A 24,860-nucleotide genomic window follows, 5' to 3' on the forward strand; every position below is an offset into this window, starting at 1 on the left:
CCCCCTTGTATTACAGCTATTTTCCTTATCCAGCGCAATACCGGGAAGACCCTGTTTTGATTCAAAATCTCCAGAAAGCCATCAACGGAGAATTCAGCGCGGTTCAATGCTACCGCAGGCTTGCTGAACTTGCCCATCCTGCTGATGTCAGAAAACAAATTGAAGAAATCAGGCGCGATGAGATCCGCCATCTCCGTGATTTCTCCTCATTATACGGAGCCATTACAGGCAAACCTATCATGCCGAAACAAACAGAAAAATGCCCGGACACTTTTACAAGAGGACTTGATGCCGCTTTTAAAGATGAACAGAAAACCGTTGACTTTTACTTACGCGCAGCTGAGGAAACATCAAATGTAAAGGCAAAGGGTATCTTTACGCGCGCCGCACGAGATGAACAAAACCATGCTGTCTGGTTTTTATACTATTTGATGGATCGCTAGCACCTGATTTTGATCGACACGATCAGATTATATTTACACCATCTCCCCCTAAAACACACTCCACTGTTTTTCTTAACCTCAGCCGGGAAACATAAAATCATACACGAACATATGAGGGGGAATCAAGCATGCAGCAAACCATTGAAGCTTGTATCACATGTATGGAAGCTTGCAACCATTGTTTTACAAAATGTTTGGAAGAAAGTGCGCACCACGATCTGAGCGGCTGCATCCGGCTTGACAGGGAATGTGCGGATATTTGCGCGCTGGCAGCGAAAGCCATGCAAACGGACAGCCCCTTTATGAAAGAAATTTGCGCACTTTGCGCCGATATTTGTGAAGCCTGCGGCACTGAATGCGAAAAGCATGATCATGATCATTGCCAAGCGTGTGCGACGTCTTGTTTTGCCTGCGCCGATCACTGCCGCAAAATGGCTGCGTAACGAAGCATGAGAGGGGTCAAATGAGAGCCCTCTTCACTCTTTTGACAGCCATACAGAGTAAAAATCAATCCATCCCTCTTCATCCAGCATCAGACCCTCAACAGTCTCACTCGATGCTACCTCAAGCACATTTTGATACAGCGGAATCGCGCTGACATCGCCTATAAGCTGACAGTCAATTTGTTTTACTATATTCATTCTGGAAGACCTGTCGGGCAATGAGAAAAACCGTTCTATCTTTTCTGAAAATGTCCGTTTCTGTTCATCTGAAAGATGCTGATGCAAAAAGCTGTTCTCCGAAAGCAGCAAATGCAAAAAACCAAACTCGCTTTCTTCATAAAACGTTGCGCTGTCATGAATGATGTCAGCCATTTGTACGATTTCCGGGCGGCGCAAATCGGCAGCAGTACAAAATTGCAGCTCAAGCCTAATGCCGTTCCGTTCACAAACCTCTTGAATCCATGCTGCGTCCTCACGATGATCCGTTTCAGAAAAGGTAAACAGTGACAGCGTTTCCCCCGCATATCCGCTTTTTTTCATTAATTCCGCAGGTGAAGCGTCTCCCCAGTCAAAAGGTGCCGGGTGAAAAAAAGATGATACCGGATTGCTTCTGTGCCCTCCCGCCTCACGAACGAGCTGTTCAGACGAAATCAGCAGCCGAAGGGCTTTTCTCAAGCCTGGATGCTGAAGCGGCCCTTTCTTTCTGAGGTTTAGTGACAAATATTGAACATGCCGTTCTTCAAAAACAGTTTGCCGCTCAGAAGGTTTCTGTTTTTCTCGAAGGGTAAAACCGTACATATCATCCGCTTGCTCAGAAAACACAAACTCAATACGATCTAAGAATGCCCGGCCTTTAAAGTACCGCTCGTTGGCTTGAAGAATGAGCATGTGTTCGTCATGCTGAACAAGGCAAAAAGGTCCCGTCCCATTCACCCCGCCGTTCGTTTCTGCCGGCAGGATAGACAGCCGTTCATCACAAAGAATATATGGCAAAAGCTCATTCGGCTGATCGAGCTCAATGTCCACACAAAAAGGCCCTTTCTCTGAAATCCGTTCAACACCTTTCAGCAGCCATTTATATGGATTTTCATCATGATCCATAAAACGCTGAAACGTAAATACAACATCCCTAGACGTCAATGGCTTTCCATTATGAAAAGAAACGCCTTTCCGAAGAAAAAATCTCCACCGTTTTTTCCCCGCCTTATTCCATCCGTGGATTAAATGCGGCTGCGGCTCTCTCTTTTCCCGATCAAATCGGAGCAGTGTATCATAAATCTGCTTGACAAAATGGCCCTCTGACCGCAGAAAGATCCTGCACGGATCAAAACTGCTTACCGCTGCTGGGGCTATAAACAAGCGCAGCACATCCTGTTCACCATCCTGTCCGGTTTCTGTTACAAAACCGAACACCTCAGAAAACCACATGTCATACCTATTTTGAATCCCCGGAAACGCCGGCTGATAATGGTCAAGCAGTCCTTTTGCTTTTTCAAGTTTACCGGCTGTTGTATATTCCTTGGCAGTTTGAAGCAGCAAATCTTCCGGCTGACGGAGAAAAGCGATTTTTGATTTATGGCCGCGCCCCGATCCGCTTTCGCGAATGATCCACTTTTCGCTCTCCATCTTACGTAAAATCAGCTTCGCATTTCTCTCTGTACAATATAAACATGCCGCAATCTCACTAAGCGGCATTTCCTTCATCTGTCCCGGTTCGCCGCTCTCAGCTTTTGCGAGCGCCACATAATGGTCAATCAGCTTCAATCCCTGCACCTCCTGACAAAAAAGGGGAATCTTTTTCTCTTATTTTCTTCTCTTTTTGGCCCGCCGCCCCTTCTATACACTACTACTATATCAAACAGCGAAAGGCGGAAATCATATGTTTATCCTCTTCCAATCAATTAAATCCCGCTACACAGCACCCGTTTGGCTCCGATTTTTCGGCGAAATGCTGACAAGCCTGACAGGGGCCATGATGGGGCCGTTTATGGTGCTGTATCTGCATGAGCAATTAAACGGAAGCGTGATGCTTCCCATGCTTATCATCAGTCTTCAGCCCTTCGCTGATATTTGCCTGACACTCATAGCGGGACGTGTGACAGATCAGCTCGGACGGCGAACAGCGATCCTGACTGCCCTGCTTCTGCAAACAGCGGCAATGGCGGGTTTTGTTTTTGCTCATGATGCGTATTTTTTCGCTTTCCTTTATATCCTCAACGGCATCGGCAGATCCCTGTACATTCCTGCATCACGCGCACAGATCGCCGAAAGCACGCCGGAAAGCAGACGTTCGGAAGTTTTTGCCGTCATCAATGCCATCTACTCAGCAGGCTTGACAGCAGGTCCGCTGCTTGGGCTGCTGCTGTACGCTCATGATCCCGTTTGGATATTTGCATTAGATGCCGCGGCACTGTTCATTTATTTTCTTATCGCCGCCTTTAAATTACCAGAAACAAAGCCGCTAAAAGCAGATCATCCCGCAGCATTATCCGCGAGTTTCACAAGATATCGGCCTGTTTTGATCCTTTTGCTGCTTTCTCTCCCAATCAGCATGTTATACGCGCAAACAGAAACGACATACAGGCTGTTCAGCAAAAGTATGTTTCCTGATTACCTGTCCATGCTGGCAATCTACTCGGCGGCAAAAGCTTTATTAAGCTTTGTTCTTCAAGTCCCTTTAGTAAAATGGACAGAAAAGTTTCCGATGAAAACGATTCTTCTCATCACCTATATCAGCTACTCACTTGCGGCCGCCGGCTTTGCATTCTCAACATCTTTGACGCTGCTTATGCTGACTGCGGCCGTGATGACGGTTGGAGAAAGCATCGGACTCACTCATATCCAAACCTTTATTTCCCGGCTGGCGCCGCCGCATATGCTCGGCCGTTTCTATGCGATATACGGCTTGCATTGGGATATTTCACGGTCAATCGGACCGCTGGCCGGCGGACTGATCCTGACTTCATTTGGCGGGGAAATCATGTTTTACACTCTTTCCGTGTGTCTTCTCGCCGCCGGTTTCTTGCTGTCTCATATCATGGAGAGGATTGAATATAGGTCATAAGAAAAGTGAATGTCTGACAGAAAAAAATTCATAATTTCATTATCAACAAAAATATACTATAGTAATGATACATTCACTACATGAACAATTGGAACTGTAAGTTAATAGGAAGAAGGGTTTTATATTGAAGAAAGACAAAAATCTCCTCACAGATCTATGGTTTATCGCAATCAGTGCAGCCGGGGGGTTTATTCTTTCGTTAACCGGAGTATCGATCGGGTGGATGATCGGAACGCTGATCGTCGCCTGCTGTCTCGCTATGATACGGCCTGCTTGGCTGATGATGGCGCCAGATCAAAAAGGAATTAACCGTCGGTGGCTCGCTCTCGGGCAGATGATCCTCGGCATTGAATTGGGCCAAAAGCTGAACCTATCCGTTCTGTCTGTCCTCAAAGATCATTGGTTTTCGGTCGGCATCATGCTGATTTTATCGATACTTCTTGCCATGCTGTCAGGCTATGTGCTTTGGCGTTTCAGCAAAACGGATATGATGACCAGCTTTGTCGGCACGGCCCCCGGCGGACTGTCCGCCATGCCGAGTATTGCTCAGGAGGTCGGTGCCAATACCGCTATTGTCAGTCTCGTTCAAATGATGCGGGTGCTGCTCGTGGTCCTGTCTATTCCGTTTTTGGTTATCCTGATTTACGCTAAACAAGATGGCCCTGCAAATGCCACAACACAAACGGTATCCGCTGCCACGACAGAAATCGGGCTCGCTCCCGTACTGTGGACCGGCGTTCTCATTTTCGTTGCCTGTGGAGCTTGTAAAGCGGCAAAATATTTAAAATTTCCCGCTCCGTGGCTGCTCGGCAGTATGCTCGGTGTAGCGGCCGTGCACATAGGCGGCGCTTCAATAACAGGCCATGACATGCTTGCATGGTGGCCATCACAAGCCAACCATCTTTCACAGATATTTCTGGGGGCTACAATCGGTTCTAAGATGTACAAAAGCATGTTTGCCGGCGTTACACGTATCATGATCGTCGGTTTCATTTCATCAGTCGGCTTAATTGCCGCTATGCTTTTAAGCGCGGTGATTGTTTCCAAACTGACAGGGATTTCGCTGATCACCTCTGTTTTGGCATTTGCACCCGGCGGCATTGCGGAAATGGCGACGACGTCTGTTACATTGCATGCCGATTCGACCTTTGTCGTTGCGGTTCAGGTCATACGCGTCATCCTTGTCATCGCCCTCTTGCCGCCGTTTTATCGTCTGCTTCACCATCTTCACGGTGAAAAAAAAGGCAAAGAGAGTTCGATAAGCGGCAGCAATGCCTAGTTGGGGAAAATCTCCATATAGTAGACTTTAGGAAGAAAAGGCTTGGGGTGACTCTATTCTGCAGAGTATGGAAGACTTCAAAATGGAGCAGGTAAGTGAAATAAAAGGATTCAAGAACTTTTAAATCGCAAACCACCAAGATGAGGAAATGTAAGTGTAAAAAGCGTCAATCCAGATATTTCGTTGTTGAGAATGCGTTGATTGAAAATTGCTGACACAAATGAATGATAAGTAAAAATGGATACAGCGTATAGAGCAATGAGTAATGAAGAATCTTTAAATAGAGCGACTTTTGGTATAAGAACATCCATAAGAATTCCAAAACAGGCTTCCTGATTTTGAAAAAGAGGTTACATATGAATAACCTCTTTTTCTATACAAAGGTAAAATGATAAGGAAGTGAAAATCTCTAGTTACGTTGATTCTCTTATAATAAGATTTGTTGGAAGTTTAATAATTTTTCTGTTTAAAGAAGTGTTACCCGAAATATACTCGATTATTTTCAACACAGCCTGTTGACCTAATTCTATTATAGGAATATCAATTGTTGTTATGGTCGGAGTAACGACTTGGCAAATCGAATGGTTGTCAAAACCAATTACAGCTAAGTCTTCTGGGACTTTAAAGCCTTTTTTTATCGCCTGTTTAATAATCCCTGCGGCGACTTGATCATTTCCTGTAAATATTGCTGAGGGTCTGTCCTTTAGATCCTTTATCTTATGAAAAACACGAAAGCCATCCTCGATATTAAACAATTCGCCGAATATCCATTCGTTTCTATGATGTAAATTGTAATCTTGTAAAGCTTTCAAGTACCCCTCTCTCCTCTGACATTGAGCTTCGCTATATGGAGTATCAAAACAAAATCCAATTTTTTTATGTCCTCTCTCAATTAAATGTGCTACCCCCATGTATGCGGCTTCAAATTCATCATACCCAATGATCGTGATGTCCGCTGAGTGATGATATTCATTACACAATAAGATAGGACCATACTTTAAGAAAGGGGATATCTTATCCCATTCATTTTCTAAAGTTCCAAGAATAATGCCATCAACTTCTTTGTGTTTCAATAACTCTAATAATTCCAGCTCTGTCTGTTTGTCATAAAAGGTTTGAAATACAATGACCTTGTAATTCTTAAACAGCGCTTCATGAGAGACCCCTTTTATTAATTGAGCAAAAAATGGATGGTCGATACTCGGAACCGATAAAGCTATCGTTTGTGTCTTATTTCTCCTAAAATTCCGAGCTAAATAGTTGGGAGTGTAGTCAAGATCGTTAATAGCCTCTAAGATCATATCTCTTTTTTCTTTTGATACATAAGGATGATTATTCAATACTCTTGATACTGTGGTTTTAGACACATTGCACAATTTTGCTATTTCATCAATTGTAGGCATATTTTCCCTTCCTCAAAAAAGTTATTGACATGTTATCGGTTTCAGAAATTAGGATAAATTTGTATCAAATTTTCCAGATTATAAAAATCATTGGAGGTACTGTTCATGCAAAAACAGGTTAGAGTTTCAGGTAAAAGTAAAGAAAACATGTTATTGCTAAAACATTTAAAAGGTGACATGCAAGGAAAAGAACTTGTTATTGAAGACAGTATTGCAAACGAGCGATGGAAACAAGTATTAAAAGAAAACACAGATATTGAAAACGACCTTTTCAACTACCAAAAAAATCGTGAAATCAGTAAAGTCCCTTTTATGCCTGTAGACAGATTAATAACCAATGATGAAGTGAATGATATCTTAAATACATTAACTGCAGTTTTGCCAACTGGAAAATTTACGAGTGGTTCCTATTTAGAGCAATTCGAAGATGTTTTATCTACATATTTACATAAAAGGTATGTAATTGCAACCAGCAGTGGAACGGATGCTATTATGATAGGATTATTGGCTTTAGGGTTAAATCGTGGGGATGAAGTGATCATGCCAGCTAATAGCTTTGCAGCTACTGAAAATGCTGTGTTAGCTTTGGGCGGCGTTCCTGTCTATGTAGATATTAACCCGCAAACATTCTGCATCGATCCTAACAAAATCGAGGAAGCAATAACTCCTTATACAAAATTTATTCTGCCTGTGCATTTATACGGAAAACATTCAGACATGAAGCATATCCGTGAAATCGCAAATCGTTATCAATTGAAAGTAATTGAGGATGCTTGCCAAGGAATTGGACTGACCGACTTAGGAAAGGATGCAGACATCACTACATTAAGTTTTAATCCATATAAAAATTTTGGTGTATGTGGCAAGGCTGGAGCAATAGCAACTGATAATGAAGAACTCGCTAAAAAATGCATTCAATTTAGTTATCATGGTTTTGAAGTAAATGTGAAAAATAAGAAAGTCATCGATTTTGGACTTAACTCAAAAATGGACAATTTACAAGCAGCTATTGGTTTAGAGAGAATGAAGTATCTTTCATTAAACAACTTCAAAAGACTGTTTTTGGCGGATAGATACATTACTCAATTAGCAGAATTACAGAATAAAGGTCTTATTGAATTACCGGAATTAAGTGAAGATCATGTGTGGCATCTGTTTCCTATTAAGGTAAGAACAGAAGATAGGACAAATATCATGACGAAATTAAATGAAGAGTTTGGTGTTCAAACAGATGTATATTATCCAATCCTGTCTCATATGCAAAAAACTCCTTTAGTACAGGACAAGTATACAATACTCCAATTGGTTCATACGGAAAAAGCTCATAGCCAGGTACTGCATTTGCCATTATATCCGTCATTTACTTTAGAAGAACAAGACAGAGTAGTGGAGGGACTGTTTCATGTTATTAAGCAAGAAGTCAGAGTATAAAACCTTATCTAAGGTTGAACATCCTAAGTATATTGTTTTTTGTGATTTTGATGAAACGTATTTTCCGCATACAATCGATGAACAAAAACAACAAGAGATATATGAACTCGAAGACTATCTAGAACAAAAAAGTAAAGCTGGGGAACTGCTCATCGGATGGGTTACCGGGAGTAGTATAGAATCTATTCTCGATAAAATGGGACGAGGAAAATTTAGATATTTCCCGCATTTTATAGCTAGTGATCTTGGAACTGAAATTACGTACTTTTCAGAGCATAATTTCGGGCAGCAAGATAATGAGTGGAACAGTCGTATAAATGAAGAGTTTAGTAAAGAAAAGATTGAGATACTTGTGAAACAGTTACATGAAAATCATAACATTCTTTTGAATCCCCAAACTCAATTAGGAAAGTCACGGTATAAGCATAATTTTTATTATCAGGAACAAGATGAAATAAACGACAAGAAAAATTTATTAGCAATCGAAAAGATCTGCGAGGAATACGGAGTTTCAGTTAATATAAATCGTTGCAATCCCTTAGCAGGTGATCCAGAAGACAGCTATGATGTAGATTTTATACCCATGGGAACAGGAAAGAATGAAATTGTAAAGTTTATGCTAGAGAAATACAACCTAGATACCGAAAAAGCTATCGCATTTGGAGATAGCGGAAATGATGTTCGTATGTTACAGGCAGTAGGAAATGGATATCTACTAAAAAATGCAACACAAGAAGCCAAAAATCTGCACCAACTGATAACCGATAGTGAGTACTCAAAAGGAATTACCAATACCTTAAAAAAATTAATTGGATCATGAGGAGGAAATAGAGTATGAAGAAGATTGGTATCATAGGTGCAGGCGGTATTGCAAGAGCGCACGCAACTGCTTTATCTACAATTAAAAATGCAGAGTTAGTAGGGGTGTATGACATAAATCAACAAAATGCGGAAAGCTTTGTGAAAACTTTCGGCGGGAAGACATATGAAAATGTAGATGAACTAATTGATGTCTCAGAAGGTTTAATTGTAGCATCTCCAAACTTTTGCCATAAAGAACATGCTTTGCAAGCATTAGAAAAGCATAAGCATGTATTGTGTGAAAAGCCTATGGCTATTTCTCTTGAGGAAGCAAGCATTATGAAAGATACTGCTGAAAGGTTAGACGTAAGAGCTAGTATGGGATTTAATTATAGATATTTGTCTTACGTAAATATCTTAAAAAGCTTAATTATCAATAATGAACTAGGTAACATCCTGTCCATAAAAGTACACTTCAAGAAAAACAGCGCCCTTAGACGTAAGAAGTTTACTTGGAGAGATGACGCGAATAGTAAGAAGACCAGCGGGTCATTGGGGGATCTGGGTATTCACCTTATCGACATGGTATGGTATTTGTTCGAGAGTGATTTCATCACAGAATCAGTAAGGGCAAAGATGAACACAAATGTAAAAACAAAAGAGGATAAACAGGTACTTGTAGATGACTATGCAGAAATATACGGTCAACTGAAGAACAAGGTATTTGTAAATATCATCACATCAAAATGTTCTGTACCTGAAGACTGCGGTTTTAGCATTGAGGTAGTTGGACACAAAAAAGAGTTTAAATACCACACAGGCAACCCTCACGTTTACAAGCTCATAGATGGCTTGAACGTGGTAGACTGCCCAGTGCCGCAAAGTCTATTAAATGATCCGCCAAACGAATTTTATGGTTGGGCTGATTCTTTTAGAAGCGAGTTAATCAATTGGATTTCATCAACTCAGAAAGATTGGGTTGAGATCCCTTCTTTTCACGATGGTTTTAGATCTCAGGAAGTATTAGAAATGTTCTTTGAGAAAGATAGCAACTCTCAAACAATGTCTGTTTTAGCAGTCAACTAGTATTTCGAAGAGATAAGTTACTGAAAAAGCAGGAATTTATTTTCCTGCTTTTTCATATAGGGGTGTAATGAATGTTAAGAGGCACATATTTATTTGGATATGCTTTCTTTTTCACAGTGGGTATTATCCATATATCAACAGGAAGTTTGACACCATTTCTTTTAGAGTCTTTTAACAAGACAACAGATGATATTTCGGTCATCATTTTCTTTCAGTTTACCGGATTCCTAAGCGGGGTATTAATCGCACCGTTAATGATTAAGAAATACAGTCACTTTAGGACACTTACTTTAGCTTTGATCATAATGCTTGCAGCGTTAAGTATCTTTTTTCTCACTAAGGATTGGTATTATATTGTTGTAATGGCTTTTCTCTTAGGATATGGAGCAGGTACATTAGAAACGACAGTCGGTTCCTTTGTTATCGCTAATTTCGAAAGTAATGCAGAAAAAATGAGTAAGCTGGAAGTCCTCTTTGGATTAGGCGCTTTAACTTTCCCATTATTAATTAATTCCTTCATCAATATCAATAACTGGTTTTTACCGTATTACTGCATATTCACCTTTTTGTTCGTCCTATTAGCAGGGTGGTTAATTTTCTTATCCAAGAACCGAAAGTATGCTAAGAATGCTAACCAGCAAGTGGCCTTGCCAGATGCAGGAGCATTTCAATACTTTATAGGAGACAGAAAAAAATCAAAGCAATTAGGCTTTTTTGTATTTTTTGCTTTCCTATATGCTGGTATTGAAACAAATTTCGCCAACTTCTTACCTTCAATTATGATAAACCAAGACAATGAACAAATCAGTCTTATCAGTGTCTCCTTTTTCTGGGTAGGGATCATCATAGGAAGAATACTGATTGGTTTCGTAAGCAGAAGGCTTAATTTTTCTAAGTACCTCCTATTTAGTTGCAGTTGTTTAATTGTTTTGTTGATCGCCTTCTCTTATATAAGTAACCCCTTACTTCAATTGGGCGGCACATTTTTGATTGGTCTAAGTATAGCGGGCATATTTCCCATTGCTTTAACACTAGCATCAATCATTATTCAGAAGTACGTTGACGAAGTTACAAGTTTATTTATTGCTTCGGCAAGTTTCGGAGGAGCGATCATCTCTTTCTTAATTGGATGGAGCTTAAATCAGGATACGATCTTATTAACCATGGGAATCTTTACAACGATGGCGGTCATTCTAGTAGGTATTTCTGTAAAGATTAGGAGAACTAAAACAGAAGACCCTATTTCACTTGAAAGCAAAGCTTCAAAAACACAGTAAAAAACGTGAAAATGAAAGATACGAATAGACATATCGTAAGTAAGAAGAGGACTTAATGTCCTCTTCTTTGTCATGAGAAAACAGTGTTTTAGCAAGGGAGATGGTAGATGATAGAAGTGATTATGATTCTGTACCTGTCCGAGATCGTTCAGGTGACTAGCAAAGGTATTTACAGAATTGTTTTATGATACATCCATAAATCAAGGTATACTAGCCTGTTGCTCCCCATCAAAAATAAACCTAAACCTAAAATTTCCTCAGCATATTCTGAGGAAGCATCAAAAGCCAAAGATCGAATTTTGAGATGAACCGAAGATGCATGTAAACTAAAGGAGAAATCATAAAATGAATAGGGGCGTTATGATGAAAAAGATTTTTAAAGTGAGTTTGCTGCGCGACAACCCCGAGAAAGCAATGCACTTATATTATGGAATATGTTTAGGAATCTGGCTGATTTATAATTTGGTGACATCCAGCTCCCCTGGACTGCCGCTTATCATTTTAGCCGGAGGAAATCTGATTTACCTTACAATCTTGAAAAAGAAAGAAGAAACGTAAAAAACACCCACCTAAGTGCGTGTTTTTTATTTAAAAACGTTGTGAAGACCATCTTCCATCTCTTCTGACGACGGATACCATTTTGTCACCAGATCCCGAAACAGCCGTTCCGCAAAAAGAATCTCTTCCTCTGTATACCGATCAAAAAATGACAGAAAACGCTGTTCGACCTTCTGATGATAATATTTATGCAAATTGTGAAGTTTTTTCCCAGCCGGCGTCAAACGGAAGTAGACCTCCTTCTTATTATCGCTGAGCTGTGTTCTATGAAGGAAGCCGGCGCCGAGCAATTTTGTGCTGATGCGCGATACAGTCGCTTTTGTCGTATTCATTTTTTCTGCTATAGACGTGACATTGATTGGTTCATTGTCCCCGACACAGGATAGAACATGAATTTCTGTCATCGTCAATTGAGATTTACTCCCGTGCTCGGCATCAAGCTTCTTCAATTCATCAGCCAAAAAGGCTTTAATAAGCCCCTCCCATTTCTCCTGCTGATGAATGAGCTCCGCATATAATTCAAAAAGATTGCGTTTCGTATGATCTGTATTCATCTGGTTTTCCATCCTTTTTCATTCGATTGTTTCTTCTATCATACCGTTTTGTTACAGATGAAACAATCGAATTGCGTTACACCCGGCTGGTAACGGAAAGCCAGCGGCTGATCCCTGTTTGAATCACCTCGGCACAATCAGGCGCCGATGCATCCACAGCCCAGGCAACATGTCCGTCAGGGCGAATCAATATTGTATGCACGTCCCGCAACTTTTCATTCGGTTCTGCAAGCGAGGCGTTTACCGTGCGTAAGCCTCTCATTCGGCTATGATCATCAGCTTCTTGCATCAATGACAGCAAAACGAATGTCCCGTTTTGGAGACAGCTGTACAGCCGTTCCGAACTGCCGCCGGAACGAATCAGCTCCATATCAGGGAGCCTTGACCCGTTCAAACGATGCGGCGGCATATTGGGATCGGCTTCATACCTGACATCAAGCGCAGAAATTTGCCCCGCTACATATCGATTCACTTCAGGGAAGGCGAGCAGCTCCGACATCATACTCCGCAAATGGAGGCCTGCTTGAGTGAAATCAATCAGTTTCGTCTGCGCCTCCGTGTTCCTCAGTAGCCCTTCTGCAGCCGGGTGCCGCTCCTCATGATAGCTGTCTAAAAGCCATGAAGGCGCAGCGCCCTTGACGGCCGCCGCCAGCTTCCATCCAAGATTCATCGCATCCTGAAGGCCGACATTCAGCCCTTGGCCGCCCGCTGGAAAATGAATATGCGCCGCATCCCCTGCAAGGAAGATTCTGCCGTCGCGGTACCGTTTCGCTTGGCGTGCGGCGTTCCCGAACCGTGACATCCAGGAAGGCTCGGTTAAACCGAAGTCAGTCCCGCAAATTCGTATGAGATCAGTTTTTAGCTCCTCCTCAGTGACAGGCACATCTTTCGGCGTCTGCGTGCGATAAGGGCTGATCACGACTACACGGTATCGGCCCGGAGAAAGCGGAACGATCATGACACCCCCCTCTTTTGTGCAAAGGGACAGCACTCCTGACGGCGGCGGAGAAAGGAGCGCCACATCTCCAAGCGCTGCTGTAATGGTGCTGTCTGTTCCCGGAAACTCAATTCGAGCCTGTTTCCGGACAGTACTTCCTGCTCCATCGGCACCAATGGCAAACATACTTGTGATTGTCCTCAGACTGCCGTCCTGATCCTTGAAAATGATGTGCGCCTCTGCTTCGTTTTGCGTAACCGCCAGCACCTCTGCCCCTCGTAACACCGCTGCTCCCAGGCTCCGCGCATGTTCCTCTAGCAGCTGCTCTGTTTTGGCCTGCGGAAGCAAAAGCGTGTAAGGACAGCCCGTATCCAAGTCTGAAAAATCAAGACGTGTATCCAGCATCGAAAAGTGTCCGGAAGGTATTTTGGTTCCCATGGATACGAAACGTTCCAGCAGCCCTCTCATCTCAAGAAGCTCCAGCGTGCGGGGATGCAGCGTCAGTGCCTTAGAATGCGGAACAGGCTTTTCAAGCCGCTCAATCACACATGTTTTCACCCCAGCCATCGCAAGCTCGGAAGCCAGCATAAATCCAACCGGTCCTCCTCCTATAATCACTGCTTCAACATTCATCTAAATCACTCCTTTTGTTTCATATAAAACTAATAAAAACCACTAAAAATAAAAGAAAAACCAAAAATCAAATATATTTTTGTTACACTCGTAACGATTTTGATTATAACTCCTTACAATTTTTTCTTCAACACATTTTTCCAAACCAGCACAAAAAAGACGCCGCTTCAATTGGCGTCTTTTTGTTCAGCATCGGAAATCAAACCGACGATATTTTTTTCTCTAACCGGACCAAAGTGCCGGCTGTCGAAGCTGTATATGCGATTATCTCCAACGACAAAATATTGACCTTTCGGCACCTTGCTTGTTCCTGTCACATCTTTCAACGTAAAATCACCTGTTACATGGCTTCCGGCAGAAACTGATTTCAAATGCTTCAAAAATGGTTCAGCCACCTGCTTTCCGTTCACATACAGCTGATCATCTTTATATTTGATCGATTCACCGGGCAAGCCGATTACCCGCTTAATCAGCACTTTTTGATCAGGGCCTTTAAACAAAACAATATCAAAACGATGGATGGTTTTGAATCGATGTGAAAATTTATTGACCAACAGTTCGTTCCCTTCCTGAAAAGTCGGGTTCATGCTGATGCCTTCTACTTTGTAATCAATAAAGACGGCATTTTTGACTTGAATGGCGAGAACTACGGACACGACACCGGCAAGAAACCAAAACCGTTTTTTCATGTTACTGTCTCCCTCCATCATGCTCACGCTGGCTGGCTCTCACATGCAGATGCCGTTCCACCCTTTTGCCGACATACCATAAGACAGCAATCACCAGAACGGCAATAACCGTGCGAATCGGCTGTGTGATCAGCGCGTGAAGATCATATCCGATGAAGCTGATCATAAAAATCATGACGAGCTTTCCCGAGGCTGCCGCCAAAACAAACGGCCGCGTCCCGATCCTTGACAAACCAGCGACAACATTCACCGCGGCAGACGGTGTAAATGGAAAACAAAGCAGAAGAAACATCGGGCCAAAACCGTGCCTTTCCACCCATAACATAAGCTTTCTGACAGACGGATGCCTGCGGATGAATCCAAGAGCTCTTCTTTGTCCATAATGACGGACAATGAAAAACACGAGAATGGACCCCGCTGTTGATCCGGCCCATGACAGGATGAAGCCTTCCCACAATCCAAACGAATTTGTATTCGCCACCACAAAAACGATAAGCGGCAAAAACGGAAGAAATGCTTCAATTAAAGGCAGCAGCACAGCAATAAGCGGACCGAAAGCCCTATAGCTTTGAAATAATTCAGTTAAACGATCCTCTGTCAAATAGGATAAAAATTGCTCCAACGTTTATACTCCTCACCGGGTTTGTCTATCCTTATTCTACACATTCTCGGCGAAAAACTAAAAAGTTTTGGTGATTTTTTCTGTCTTGAAACATTTCACCAGCCGATATAGAATATAACAAGAACAAACGTTCCCTCAAGAAAGAAGGAGTTACCATGCCGCATTTGCAGCCGGAAGGATATGAATTGATAGAGCGGGCTCTCTTTTTGCCTATGGTCATTACGATTTTAAACCGCGATCTCGGCGGAATTGAGAAAAGCTCATTAAAATTGAAACACCCTTATATACAACTTATCAACGAATCATTAAAAATAGCACAAAAGGATCTGATTGAGATCAGAAAAGAGCTGAGGAAAAGAAAAATCGCCATCTACGAGGCTGAGCGTGATGAAGCCTTTACGCTTTATTTATTTGTCATTGATGGCTACGAAGAAAAACACCGCTATTTTAACCCGCGAATTCGAGAGCAAGTAAGCAGTTTGTTAACATTCTATTTATTTGCGCCGGACTCGCCATAAGTCTTTCGAATCATTCTGTATTCCCCTCCTTGCGCCCGTCCCCCCTTCTAGCTCCCCAAGAATAAATTTCTGACAATTCGCACTATACAAACAAAATAAATTTATTTATAATTCGTACCACAGCCTTTCACTCCCCAAAAAATGACATGTGCCGCCAGATTAGCGACATGATTTGCAGCCCGCGCATGACACGCACCGCCCATTTTTGATCAAAGGAGGATTCTATGAAACTGATTCACATTCTTGCCGCTTTACCCTTCATCGGACTTTTGCTTGGCATCCCTTTTGCAAACAAAGTGACACCCTATCTGTTTGGCATGCCATTCATTCTCGCCTATGTCGTCATGTGGGCTTTGCTGACCTCTGTCCTGATGGCGATCGTGTATGTCCTCGACAAAGAAAATAAAAGGGAGGAAGCAGAATGAACGCAGCTCTCATCATCATTTTCGGTGTCCTGCTATTCAGCATGTTTCTCGGCGTACGCGCCCAAAAAGGAAAAGACATGGACCTTGAGCAGTGGACGGTTGGAGGCCGCGGCTTCGGTACTGTCTTTGTTTTCCTATTGATGGCAGGAGAGATTTATACGACGTTTACGTTTCTCGGCGGAAGCGGCTGGGCTTACGGAAAAGGCGGGCCGGCCTTTTACATCATCGCCTACGGCTGTCTGGCCTATATTCTTTCTTATTGGCTCCTGCCGGCGGTATGGTCCTATGCGAAACAGCATAAGCTGATGTCGCAGTCCGATTTTTTCATCAAAAAGTACAACAGCCCGCTGCTTGGCGTGCTCGTCTCACTTGTCGGCATCGCCGCGCTTATTCCTTATCTTGTGCTGCAGCTGAAAGGGCTTGGATTGATTGTATCGGAAACGTCTTACGGAAAAATTTCTCCTACTGCTGCCATTTGGATCGGCGTCATTTCAATCACAGTTTACGTTATGGTATCCGGCATCCACGGGTCCGCCTGGATATCCGTTGTCAAAGACATCATGATTTTGGCCGTCGTTTTATTCTTAGGCGTATATCTGCCGTTTCATTACTACGGCGGATTTCAAGACATGTTTCAGCAGATTGAAAACGCAAATCCCGGTTTTATTACCCTGCCCGAAACAGGGCAAAGTGCAGCATGGTTCAGTTCAACCGTGCTGCTGACGGCGCTGGGCTTTTATATGTGGCCCCATACGTTTTCCGCTTCCTATTCAGCAGAAAACCCAAAAGTCTTTCGAAAAAACGCCATTATTATGCCTTTATACCAGCTGGTCCTTCTATTTGTCCTTTTCGTCGGCTTTGCGGCTATCCTGCAAGTTCCCGGTCTGAAAGGCGCAGACGCGGATTTATCACTTTTGAGACTGTCTCTTCAAACCTTTGATCCTTGGTTTGTCGGAGTCATTGGGGCAGCCGGACTGCTGACAGCGCTTGTGCCGGGTTCCATGATTTTAATGTCGGCCTCCACTTTGTTTGCCAAAAATGTTTATCAAGTGTTTGCTCCCCGCACGACGGAACAGCAGGTGTCATTATTGGCTAAATGTTTAGTGCCTGTGATTGCGCTGATTGCTGTGTACTTTACATTCAAAGGCGGGAACACAATCGTTACGCTTCTCCTTATGGGATACAGCCTCGTCACACAGCTATTTCCGGCCCTGCTGTTCAGCCTGTTCAAGCATAAGATCGTGACCAAACAAGGAGCCTTTGCCGGCATTATAACGGGCGTCGGAGCGGTTTCTTATATTACCGTTACAGAAACAACAATCGGCACTTTATTTCCGGCGCTGCCGCAAGCGGCGAAAGACTTAAACGTCGGCATTGTCGCTTTGCTGCTGAATGTTACGGTCATGATGGCGGTCAGTCTTATGACAAGAAAAGCGAAAAGCGCAGCTGCTGAACAAGCCGCTTAAACAAGAAAAAAGCAATCTGGACAACAGATTGCTTTTTGTTTAGCGTTCGCAGGCGATATAATCTTTATCGCGATCTTTCTTTTTATTGGCATCATAAAGCGCCTTAGATACGTAAGGCTTGTACTTCGTTTTTCCGCCTTTATTTTTCACCTTGGACGTACGGGCTACCCCGCCTTTGTACACTTTGTTTAATTCCTTGCAGTTCTTATACGTCTTTACCTTCGTTTTGGCTTCCGCCACATGGTCAGCTCCGTATGAAAAACCGAAAACGAGACCGAGTGAAAGCAAAAGCGCCGCGGCTTTTTTCATGACAATATACTCCCCCATACCCAATATTTAGTTGTTTTATAGCGATTTTATCATAATTCAATTCGGCATATTTTACAAGATAAATATGGAAGGAGCGGCAGTTTTTTTTGCTTTCTTTGTCTTGCAGAGATGCAAACTGCCAAAACATGTTTTTCTCACTTTGCTCAAGGGTACACATACGAATGTACACCACACAAAAAGGAGCGTTGATGATGTCTGATACAAAACGAAACAATCCTTTAACAGCATTTTTTCACGATGAATTTCCTGAACAATACCAAGAACCGCCCGGCTTGCAGCAAAAAATGAAGCCGGTTCCGGACTGCGGAGAAAAAAGCTATAAAGGAGCCGGCAAACTAAATGGCCGAAAAGCTCTTGTCACCGGCGGTGATTCCGGTATTGGCCGCGCTGCCGCCATCGCTTATTCGCGTGAAGGCGCCGATGTGGCAATTAACTATTTGCCTGCGGAACAGCCTGATGCAGAAGAAGTAAAAGAACTGATTGAAGCAGAAGGACGCAAGGCAGTCCTGATTCCAGGTGATCTGAGTGACGAATCGTTTTGTCACGATTTAGTCAAACAAGCGCATAACGAACTCGGCGGGCTGGATGTGTTAGCGCTCGTTGCCGGTAAACAGCAAGCAGTGCAAAACATCGAAGACCTTCCTACTGAACAAATCTATAAGACGTTTGAAGTGAACGTCTTCTCGCTATATTGGGTTGTTAAAGCGGCGCTTCCGTATTTGCCGGAGGGCGCGTCTATTATTACCACAACTTCAGTTGAAGGCTACAACCCAAGCCCGATGCTGTTAGATTACGCGGCGACGAAAAACGCCATTATCGGCTTTACCGTTGCGCTCGGAAAACAGCTGGCGCCCAAAGGCATCAGAGTGAACTCTGTTGCGCCAGGACCAATCTGGACTCCGCTGCAAATTTCCGGCGGACAGCCAACTGAAAACATTCCGAAATTCGGCAAAGGGACGCCGCCGTCACCATTAAACCGCGCGGGACAGCCGGCGGAACTGGCAGATGTTTATGTATTCTTAGCTTCAGAGAATTCAAGCTATGTGACATCTCAAATATACGGCATCACCGGCGGAATTCCGACGGCCTGATCGTTAGAAGGAGCTGCCCTGTTTGGTCAGCTCCTTTCTATTTTCTAATACCGCTCCCCGAGCTCACGCAAAATAAAATCATAAATCATCTTCGTCCGCTCTTCCTTCGGGTACAGCATAAATTCCTGCCGTTTCGGGACACGGTGTTCGATTCTGTCCTGAAATTTGGTTCTGAGCCAGGCTGTCCGGTATACCTGATTCTCGAACGAATTGCAGGAGACCGGAAGTTCCATCGTTTTTCCGTTTGAAAACGTCACTTCCGTATCGTCGAATTCAGTCGGTTTGAATTCTTTTACATGCACATGGGAAATCCAGCCGCATTGGGGTCTAGTCGAAGAAAGTGTAGGGAATAAAAAGATTTGGTTCGAAGGGTCCACCATGATTGGCGGTTTGTGAGAAATTTTTGTCACTTCATAAGTTCCCGCTTTTCTTCCCGCGTAGCTTGATCCGAAAAATCGGCAGCTTCGGTCGACAATTTGCAGCGGCTTCATGCTGACGTAAAACATACAGTCTTTTTCAATGATTTTTGAACAGATTTTGCCGTCGATTTCTTCTGGCAAAACGGCAATTGTTGCGCTGTTTACTTCATACGATTCTAATGGTGTGTCAGTTTTCTGACTCATGTTATGTCCTCCATCCTTTTTCTGCAAAATTTATACTAATAATCTATCATCTGTGTTTATAAAACGACAGGATTTTTTAACAAATGAACTAAAATCATCTTTTATTTATATTTTTTAGTTCTATTTTACTATTAATAAAGCGATTTTACTTTACTGCATGATCTCAGATCACAGCATTTCGCAGGATATGTCGATAGATTGCCAAGTGTTAGTTGTCTAAAGATTATAAAAATTTATTGATTTTTTCGACCGTTATCCATATACTATAAAAAAGGCATTGGGGGGATTCTTTATGAAAGAGAAAAAGTCGTACACTGAGCTCATGAAGTCCCGCAACACGCAAAAAACAAAAGAATTTGATGGAACAATGATGGATATTTACATTCAAATGGTGCTCGATGAATCCTTGTTTAAGCGTCGGTTGACCATGCTGACTGACCAAATCAACAAAGCCTTGGACGAAAAAGATAAAGATGCGTTTCTTACGCTCTCTAAAGAATATGCAGCGCTCAAACAGAGCGAATAAGCCAATCCTTAAGGATTGGCTTTTTTAATTACCCATTTACAATCGTTCCCCCGTTGACATGAATGGTCTGGCCGGTGACGTAAGTGGAATCATCGCTGGCAAGATATAAATAGCTCGGTGCCACTTCCACCGGCTGGCCCGGCCGTTCCATCGGCACATCCGAACCAAACACTTCCACATCTTTTGCAGCAAAGCTGGCCGGAATGAGCGGTGTCCAGATTGGCCCCGGCGCAACCGCATTGACTCGAATGCCTTGCTGAACAAGCGATTGGGAAAGGGATCTTGTAAAAGTGACAATGGCTCCTTTCGTCGCTGAATAATCGATCAATGTTTTATTGCCTTTGTACGCGGTGATCGATGCTGTATTGATAATACTGCTTCCTTTTTTCAAATGAGGCAGCACAGCCTTCGTTAAATAAAACATAGAAAAAATGTTCGTCTGAAAGGTTCTGATCAGCTGGTGGCTAGTAATTTTTTCAATGCTCGGCTGCACATGCTGCTCAGCGGCATTATTAACCAAAATATCTATGGTTGGAAAAGCCTGGCTGGCCTGTCTTACCACTTCATTACAAAAAGCTTCATCTCCGACATCTCCTGCAATCAGCAGGCACTTCACCCCTTCTTTCTCTACATACTCCTTTGTTTCTTCGGCGTCCTGATGTTCATTAAAATATACAATGACCACATTCGCCCCTTCTTTTGCGAATAACACCGATACAGCACGTCCGATCCCGCTGTCTCCGCCTGTAATAATGGCCGTTTTGCCCGCTAGTTTTTTTGCCTTCTTCGGCTTATCAAATACCGGACGGGGATCCATCAGATATTCGAATCCCGGCTGCTGGTCCTGATGCTGCGGCGGCAATGTTTTCTTTTTCTCATTCGCCAATGCAATCACTCCTTTTCAACCCTATTATGGTATGACCAAAGCCTGCTTCCTATGTATGAAAAGATAGAAAATGGAAAAATTAAGAATAAATGATATTGGAGGTACAATGGTTTGACTAATCAACCTTTTTCAAAAGAAGCTCCCGAAACATATTGGAGAACATCGGCGGACTTGCCTTCTTTTCCGGCGCTGCAAGAGGATACGGAATGTGATGTCACCATTATTGGAGGAGGCATTACAGGAATCACGACGGCCTACGAGCTGTCCAAAAGAGGCTTCCGAGTCGTTCTGATTGAAGCGAATCAGGTTCTCAATGGCACAACGGCCCACACAACGGCAAAAATTACAGCGCAGCACGACATGATTTATGATGAATTTATCCGCAATTTCGGACTGAACCACGCAAGGCTTTATTATGAAGCGAACCAGAATGCAATTGATTATATAAAAGGAATTGTTGATGAACTTCAGATCGGTTGCGAATGGACCGAACAAGACGCTTACCTTTACACAGCAAGTGAAGACGCTGTACAAAAAATCCGCACTGAGCATGAGGCATACACAAAACTCGGGATTGAAAGGGATCTCATAAAAGATCTTCCGCTTCCCGTCGGCTCTAAGCTGGCGCTTGTGATGAAGAATCAGGCCCAATTTCACCCGCTTCACTTTTTAACCGCGCTCCTTGATCAGATCGTGCAAAAGGGCGGACGGATTTATGAAGAGACTGTTGCGCTTGATATTAAAAAAGGAGAAATGCCTGAAGTTGTTACAAAAAGCCGGCACGCCATTAAAAGCCGATTTATCGTATGCTGCTCCCATTTCCCTTTTTATGACGGGGGCGGATTATATGCAGCAAGAATGTATTCTGACAGATCCTATGTCCTCGCCGTCAAGCCGAAGATCGACTATCCTGAGGGCATGTATTTAAGTATAGACCAGCCGTCAGTTGCGCTTCGCTACACCATTGTAAACGGAGAAAAGCTGATTCTCTTCAGCGGAGTAAGCCATAAAACAGGCCAAGGCAAAGACATGTCGACCCATTACGAAACGCTGAGACAATTGGCAGAAAGCACAATTGGAATCGAAAGCATTCCCTATTACTGGTCCACACAGGATCTCGTGACCATCGATAAAATCCCATTCATCGGGCCTATGTCTGAAAACGAAGACAATATTCTCGTTGCGACCGGCTTCAAAAAATGGGGCATGACATCATCAGCTGTCGCAGCTCAGCTTTTGTCAGACCTTGTGGAGAAAAAAGACAATCCATATGAAAGCATTTTTACACCGTCTCGTTTCCATCTGAATCCCGGCTTGCAAAAGGTGATTTCTTACAATGCAGATGTGGCTAAGCATTTCATTAAAGGGAAGCTTGAAAAACCGGACGTCGAGTTTGAAGAGATCGCGCCAGGTGAAGGAAAAGCCGTCACCATTAACGGCAGACGCGCGGGGGCATTCAGAGATGAAACGGGCTGCCTGCATCTTGTTGATACAACCTGCACCCATTTAGGCTGTGAAGTGGAATGGAACGACGGAGAGCACACATGGGATTGTCCGTGCCACGGATCACGCTTTAAACCAACTGGCGAGGTAGTCGAAGGACCGGCCATCAAACCACTAAAACAAATTGACCTTGATTAAACCGTTCATATAACTGAACGGTTTTTTTATAAATAATTTCTATCTGCCGTCTTCATTCGTGCTTCCCTTGACCGATAAAAAAGAAAAAGGCTTAAAAAGCCAAATGATAAAATTATATTTTCCCAAGGGGGATCACTGTATTGTTATTTAAAAAAGATAGAAAAAAAGAAACGGCTTATTTTTCAGATTCAAACGGCCAGCAAAAAAACCGCATTCAGCTCACAAACAAGTTCTCAGATGTGAAAAAACAGCTCAAAATGGTCAGACTGGGAGATCCAGAGCTGCACGTGCTGCAAGAGCTGCAGCCCTTAATCCAAGAACACATAGTTTACATTGTTGACGCTTTCTATAAAAATCTTGATCATGAAAGCTCATTAATGGATATCATTAACGATCACAGCTCAGTTGACCGCTTAAAACAAACGTTAAAACGGCATATTCAGGAAATGTTTGCCGGTGTCATTGATGATGAATTTATTGAAAAACGAAATAAAATTGCTTCTATCCATTTACGAATCGGCCTTCTGCCAAAATGGTACATGGGGGCGTTTCAGGAATTGCTTCTATCAATGATTGACATTTATGAAAAGTCAATTACAGATCACCAGGAACTGCTGAAAGCAATCAAAGCGACAACTAAAATCTTGAACTTAGAACAGCAGCTTGTCCTTGAAGCATTTCAAGCTGAATACAACCAAACCCGCGATGAACAAGAAGAAAGAAAAAATCTTCTGCATCAGAGAATCCAAGAAACCTCCGGGTCGATCGCAAATCTGTTTTCAGAAACGAGCCGATCCGTTCAAGAGCTTGTTGACAAATCTGAAGGCATTTCCGAAGCATCCAAAGCCGGCACAGTGACATCCAGCACCGTTGAAGAAAAGTCGATCGGCGGGAAAAAAGAGCTTGAAATCCAGCAAAAACAGATGAACCAGATCGATACAAGCCTCGTCCAAATCGAAAAAGAAATGGTCAAGCTGGATGAAATCGCACAGCAAATTGAAAAAATCTTCGGCATCGTCACAGGCATCGCCGAACAAACGAATCTTCTGTCGCTAAACGCATCTATTGAATCAGCCCGTGCAGGCGAACACGGCAAAGGCTTTGCCGTTGTGGCCAATGAGGTGCGAAAGCTGTCTGAAGATACGAAAAAAACCGTTTCTACAGTGTCCGAGCTTGTGAACAACACCAATACACAAATCAACATCGTGTCGAAGCATATCAAAGACGTGAACGGGCTTGTCAGCGAAAGCAAAGAAAAAATGACACAAATTAACCGTTTATTCGATGAAATCGTTCACAGCATGAAAGTCAGCAAAGAACAATCAGGAAAAATTGACGTCGATCTGCAGGCCTTTCTCGGAGGGCTCCAGGAGGTCAGCCGCGCCGTTTCTCATGTGGCTGCTTCTGTTGATTCGCTTGTCATTCTTACAGAAGAATAATCATCAAAAACCGGCCGACCGCAGGCCGGTTTTTTCACACCTCATTTGTAAACCTATATTAAAATTAAGTTGACATAAAAGCTGTCTGCATTTATTGTATAACCATATTTTATTCGTTAGTTGGAGGATTTCATATGAAATTACTAGACATGATGCACATTGCAATCTTTACTGCGCTGATGGCAGTGCTTAGTTTTATCCCCCCTCTTTTCTTATCCTTTACACCTGTTCCCATTACACTGCAGACGCTCGGTGTCATGCTGGCCGGCAGCATTCTCAGACCCAAAGCCGCTTTTTTAAGCCAGCTTGTCTTTTTGCTGCTCGTCGCCTTTGGAGCGCCGCTATTGCCCGGCGGCCGCGGCGGGTTTGGCGTTTTTTTCGGACCGAGCGCGGGTTTTCTGATTGCTTATCCGTTCGCCTCGTGGCTGATCAGCCTAACCGTTCACAGACTGCGTAAGGTGACAGTGTTCCGTCTCTTTTTCATTCATATTGTGTTCGGCATCATCTTTATATACCTGCTTGGCATTCCTGTACAGGCTTTTATCATTCATATTGATCTGTTACAGGCCGGTTTTATAAGTCTTTCATTTGTGCCCGGCGATTTATTAAAAGCGGCAGCATCTGCGCTGCTTGCCATTAAGATCACCCAAGCCTTGTCTCTTTCTGATACGATGTATACAAAAGGAGGCTGACAT

25 protein-coding genes and 2 pseudogenes are annotated in these 24,860 nt (G+C 43.1%); 18 read left to right on the forward strand and 9 right to left on the reverse strand.

Features of this window, described 5'->3' with window-relative positions; translation table 11 throughout:
• The first annotated feature begins 5 nt into the window (after window positions 1-5).
• Window positions 6-443, forward strand: a complete 438-nt coding sequence (locus LNN34_RS10805; RefSeq protein WP_044156482.1) for a ferritin family protein — start codon at window positions 6-8, stop codon at window positions 441-443.
• A gap of 128 nt (window positions 444-571) precedes the next feature.
• Window positions 572-886: a four-helix bundle copper-binding protein gene (locus tag LNN34_RS10810; RefSeq protein ID WP_199398403.1), complete on the forward strand. Its 315-nt coding sequence runs from the start codon at window positions 572-574 to the stop codon at window positions 884-886.
• Window positions 887-919: 33 nt separating this feature from the next.
• Here LNN34_RS10810 and LNN34_RS10815 read toward each other — a convergent pair whose 3' ends face one another.
• The gene (locus LNN34_RS10815) at window positions 920-2,650 is read right to left on the reverse strand and encodes an SgrR family transcriptional regulator (RefSeq protein ID WP_229043336.1); all 1,731 of its coding nucleotides are present in this window, start codon (window positions 2,648-2,650) and stop codon (window positions 920-922) included.
• A 115-nt stretch (window positions 2,651-2,765) separates the two neighbouring features.
• Between LNN34_RS10815 and LNN34_RS10820 the strand changes: the two are divergent.
• A pseudogene (locus LNN34_RS10820) lies at window positions 2,766-3,967 on the forward strand (MDR family MFS transporter).
• A 107-nt stretch (window positions 3,968-4,074) separates the two neighbouring features.
• Complete coding sequence (locus LNN34_RS10825; RefSeq protein WP_229043339.1) at window positions 4,075-5,229, forward strand: AbrB family transcriptional regulator; 1,155 nt, start codon at window positions 4,075-4,077, stop codon at window positions 5,227-5,229.
• A 413-nt stretch (window positions 5,230-5,642) separates the two neighbouring features.
• Here the strand turns inward: LNN34_RS10825 and ntdR are convergent, their stop codons facing one another.
• Complete coding sequence (ntdR, locus tag LNN34_RS10830; RefSeq protein ID WP_229043341.1) at window positions 5,643-6,632, reverse strand: NTD biosynthesis operon transcriptional regulator NtdR; 990 nt, start codon at window positions 6,630-6,632, stop codon at window positions 5,643-5,645.
• Window positions 6,633-6,737: 105 nt separating this feature from the next.
• Between ntdR and LNN34_RS10835 the strand changes: the two genes are divergently transcribed.
• The 5 genes from LNN34_RS10835 (at window position 6,738) to LNN34_RS10855 (ending at window position 11,785) form a co-directional block, all read left to right on the forward strand.
• Entirely contained in the window at window positions 6,738-8,063 is a 1,326-nt protein-coding gene (locus LNN34_RS10835) for a DegT/DnrJ/EryC1/StrS family aminotransferase (protein ID WP_229043343.1), read from the forward strand.
• Complete coding sequence (ntdB, locus tag LNN34_RS10840) at window positions 8,035-8,883, forward strand: kanosamine-6-phosphate phosphatase (RefSeq protein WP_044156490.1); 849 nt, start codon at window positions 8,035-8,037, stop codon at window positions 8,881-8,883. Before LNN34_RS10835 ends, ntdB begins: the two co-directional genes overlap by 29 nt.
• Window positions 8,884-8,897: 14 nt before the next feature.
• Entirely contained in the window at window positions 8,898-9,950 is a 1,053-nt protein-coding gene (gene ntdC / locus LNN34_RS10845) for a glucose-6-phosphate 3-dehydrogenase NdtC (protein ID WP_044156492.1), read from the forward strand.
• Between the two features lie 71 nt (window positions 9,951-10,021).
• Window positions 10,022-11,227 carry a glucose/mannose transporter GlcP gene (gene glcP / locus LNN34_RS10850; protein ID WP_044156493.1) on the forward strand — a complete coding sequence of 402 codons (1,206 nt, stop codon included), beginning with the start codon at window positions 10,022-10,024 and terminating at the stop codon, window positions 11,225-11,227.
• 363 nt (window positions 11,228-11,590) lie between these two features.
• On the forward strand, window positions 11,591-11,785 hold the full coding sequence (locus LNN34_RS10855; protein ID WP_059293208.1) for a hypothetical protein: 195 nt from the start codon (window positions 11,591-11,593) through the stop codon (window positions 11,783-11,785).
• Between the two features lie 26 nt (window positions 11,786-11,811).
• Here LNN34_RS10855 and LNN34_RS10860 read toward each other — a convergent pair whose 3' ends face one another.
• From LNN34_RS10860 to LNN34_RS10875, 4 genes are all read right to left on the reverse strand, one after another.
• Window positions 11,812-12,339: a MarR family transcriptional regulator gene (locus tag LNN34_RS10860; protein ID WP_044156494.1), complete on the reverse strand. Its 528-nt coding sequence runs from the start codon at window positions 12,337-12,339 to the stop codon at window positions 11,812-11,814.
• Between the two features lie 76 nt (window positions 12,340-12,415).
• Window positions 12,416-13,909, reverse strand: a complete 1,494-nt coding sequence (locus LNN34_RS10865) for a monooxygenase (RefSeq protein WP_069486342.1) — start codon at window positions 13,907-13,909, stop codon at window positions 12,416-12,418.
• A 167-nt stretch (window positions 13,910-14,076) separates the two neighbouring features.
• Window positions 14,077-14,598 carry a signal peptidase I gene (gene lepB, locus LNN34_RS10870; RefSeq protein WP_044156498.1) on the reverse strand — a complete coding sequence of 174 codons (522 nt, stop codon included), beginning with the start codon at window positions 14,596-14,598 and terminating at the stop codon, window positions 14,077-14,079.
• 1 nt (window position 14,599) lies between these two features.
• Window positions 14,600-15,220 (reverse strand): TVP38/TMEM64 family protein, encoded by a 621-nt coding sequence (locus LNN34_RS10875; RefSeq protein WP_044156499.1) that lies wholly within the window; start codon window positions 15,218-15,220, stop codon window positions 14,600-14,602.
• 155 nt (window positions 15,221-15,375) lie between these two features.
• On the opposite strand from LNN34_RS10875, the gene LNN34_RS10880 reads away from it, so the two are divergent.
• The 3 genes from LNN34_RS10880 (at window position 15,376) to LNN34_RS10890 (ending at window position 17,629) form a co-directional block, all read left to right on the forward strand.
• Window positions 15,376-15,738 carry a hypothetical protein gene (locus LNN34_RS10880; RefSeq protein WP_059336343.1) on the forward strand — a complete coding sequence of 121 codons (363 nt, stop codon included), beginning with the start codon at window positions 15,376-15,378 and terminating at the stop codon, window positions 15,736-15,738.
• A 224-nt stretch (window positions 15,739-15,962) separates the two neighbouring features.
• A complete protein-coding gene (locus LNN34_RS10885) occupies window positions 15,963-16,163 on the forward strand; it encodes a DUF3311 domain-containing protein (RefSeq protein ID WP_010333642.1) in 201 nt (66 codons plus the stop codon).
• The gene (locus tag LNN34_RS10890; protein WP_229043345.1) at window positions 16,160-17,629 is read left to right on the forward strand and encodes a sodium:solute symporter family protein; all 1,470 of its coding nucleotides are present in this window, start codon (window positions 16,160-16,162) and stop codon (window positions 17,627-17,629) included. The genes LNN34_RS10885 and LNN34_RS10890 overlap by 4 nt, the downstream gene beginning before the upstream one ends.
• 39 nt (window positions 17,630-17,668) lie before the next feature.
• Here LNN34_RS10890 and LNN34_RS10895 read toward each other — a convergent pair whose 3' ends face one another.
• Window positions 17,669-17,938, reverse strand: a complete 270-nt coding sequence (locus tag LNN34_RS10895; protein WP_199398395.1) for an excalibur calcium-binding domain-containing protein — start codon at window positions 17,936-17,938, stop codon at window positions 17,669-17,671.
• Between the two features lie 212 nt (window positions 17,939-18,150).
• Between LNN34_RS10895 and LNN34_RS10900 the strand changes: the two genes are divergently transcribed.
• Complete coding sequence (locus LNN34_RS10900; protein WP_229043347.1) at window positions 18,151-19,050, forward strand: SDR family oxidoreductase; 900 nt, start codon at window positions 18,151-18,153, stop codon at window positions 19,048-19,050.
• Window positions 19,051-19,094: 44 nt separating this feature from the next.
• Here the strand turns inward: LNN34_RS10900 and comK are convergent, their stop codons facing one another.
• On the reverse strand, window positions 19,095-19,673 hold the full coding sequence (gene comK, locus LNN34_RS10905) for a competence transcription factor ComK (protein ID WP_099042780.1): 579 nt from the start codon (window positions 19,671-19,673) through the stop codon (window positions 19,095-19,097).
• Window positions 19,674-19,965: 292 nt separating this feature from the next.
• On the opposite strand from comK, the gene LNN34_RS10910 reads away from it, so the two are divergent.
• A complete protein-coding gene (locus LNN34_RS10910; protein ID WP_044156508.1) occupies window positions 19,966-20,199 on the forward strand; it encodes an IDEAL domain-containing protein in 234 nt (77 codons plus the stop codon).
• Between the two features lie 28 nt (window positions 20,200-20,227).
• Here LNN34_RS10910 and LNN34_RS10915 read toward each other — a convergent pair whose 3' ends face one another.
• On the reverse strand, window positions 20,228-21,085 hold the full coding sequence (locus LNN34_RS10915) for an SDR family oxidoreductase (protein WP_059293097.1): 858 nt from the start codon (window positions 21,083-21,085) through the stop codon (window positions 20,228-20,230).
• Window positions 21,086-21,196: 111 nt separating this feature from the next.
• On the opposite strand from LNN34_RS10915, the gene LNN34_RS10920 reads away from it, so the two are divergent.
• The 4 genes and pseudogenes from LNN34_RS10920 (at window position 21,197) to LNN34_RS10930 (ending at window position 24,857) form a co-directional block, all read left to right on the forward strand.
• Window positions 21,197-22,726, forward strand: a complete 1,530-nt coding sequence (locus LNN34_RS10920; protein WP_229043349.1) for an FAD-dependent oxidoreductase — start codon at window positions 21,197-21,199, stop codon at window positions 22,724-22,726.
• Between the two features lie 257 nt (window positions 22,727-22,983).
• Window positions 22,984-23,358 (forward strand): annotated as a pseudogene (locus LNN34_RS22085) (protoglobin domain-containing protein); the annotation flags it as partial.
• A 12-nt stretch (window positions 23,359-23,370) separates the two neighbouring features.
• The gene (locus tag LNN34_RS22090) at window positions 23,371-24,165 is read left to right on the forward strand and encodes a methyl-accepting chemotaxis protein (protein WP_372588344.1); all 795 of its coding nucleotides are present in this window, start codon (window positions 23,371-23,373) and stop codon (window positions 24,163-24,165) included.
• Window positions 24,166-24,299: 134 nt separating this feature from the next.
• Window positions 24,300-24,857, forward strand: coding sequence for a biotin transporter BioY (locus LNN34_RS10930; RefSeq protein ID WP_229043351.1), 558 nt, complete (start codon window positions 24,300-24,302; stop codon window positions 24,855-24,857).
• Window positions 24,858-24,860: the final 3 nt, after the last annotated feature.

Source organism: Bacillus sp. AF23, assembly GCF_020861455.1.
In the GTDB taxonomy this organism is placed as follows: domain Bacteria; phylum Bacillota; class Bacilli; order Bacillales; family Bacillaceae; genus Bacillus; species Bacillus halotolerans.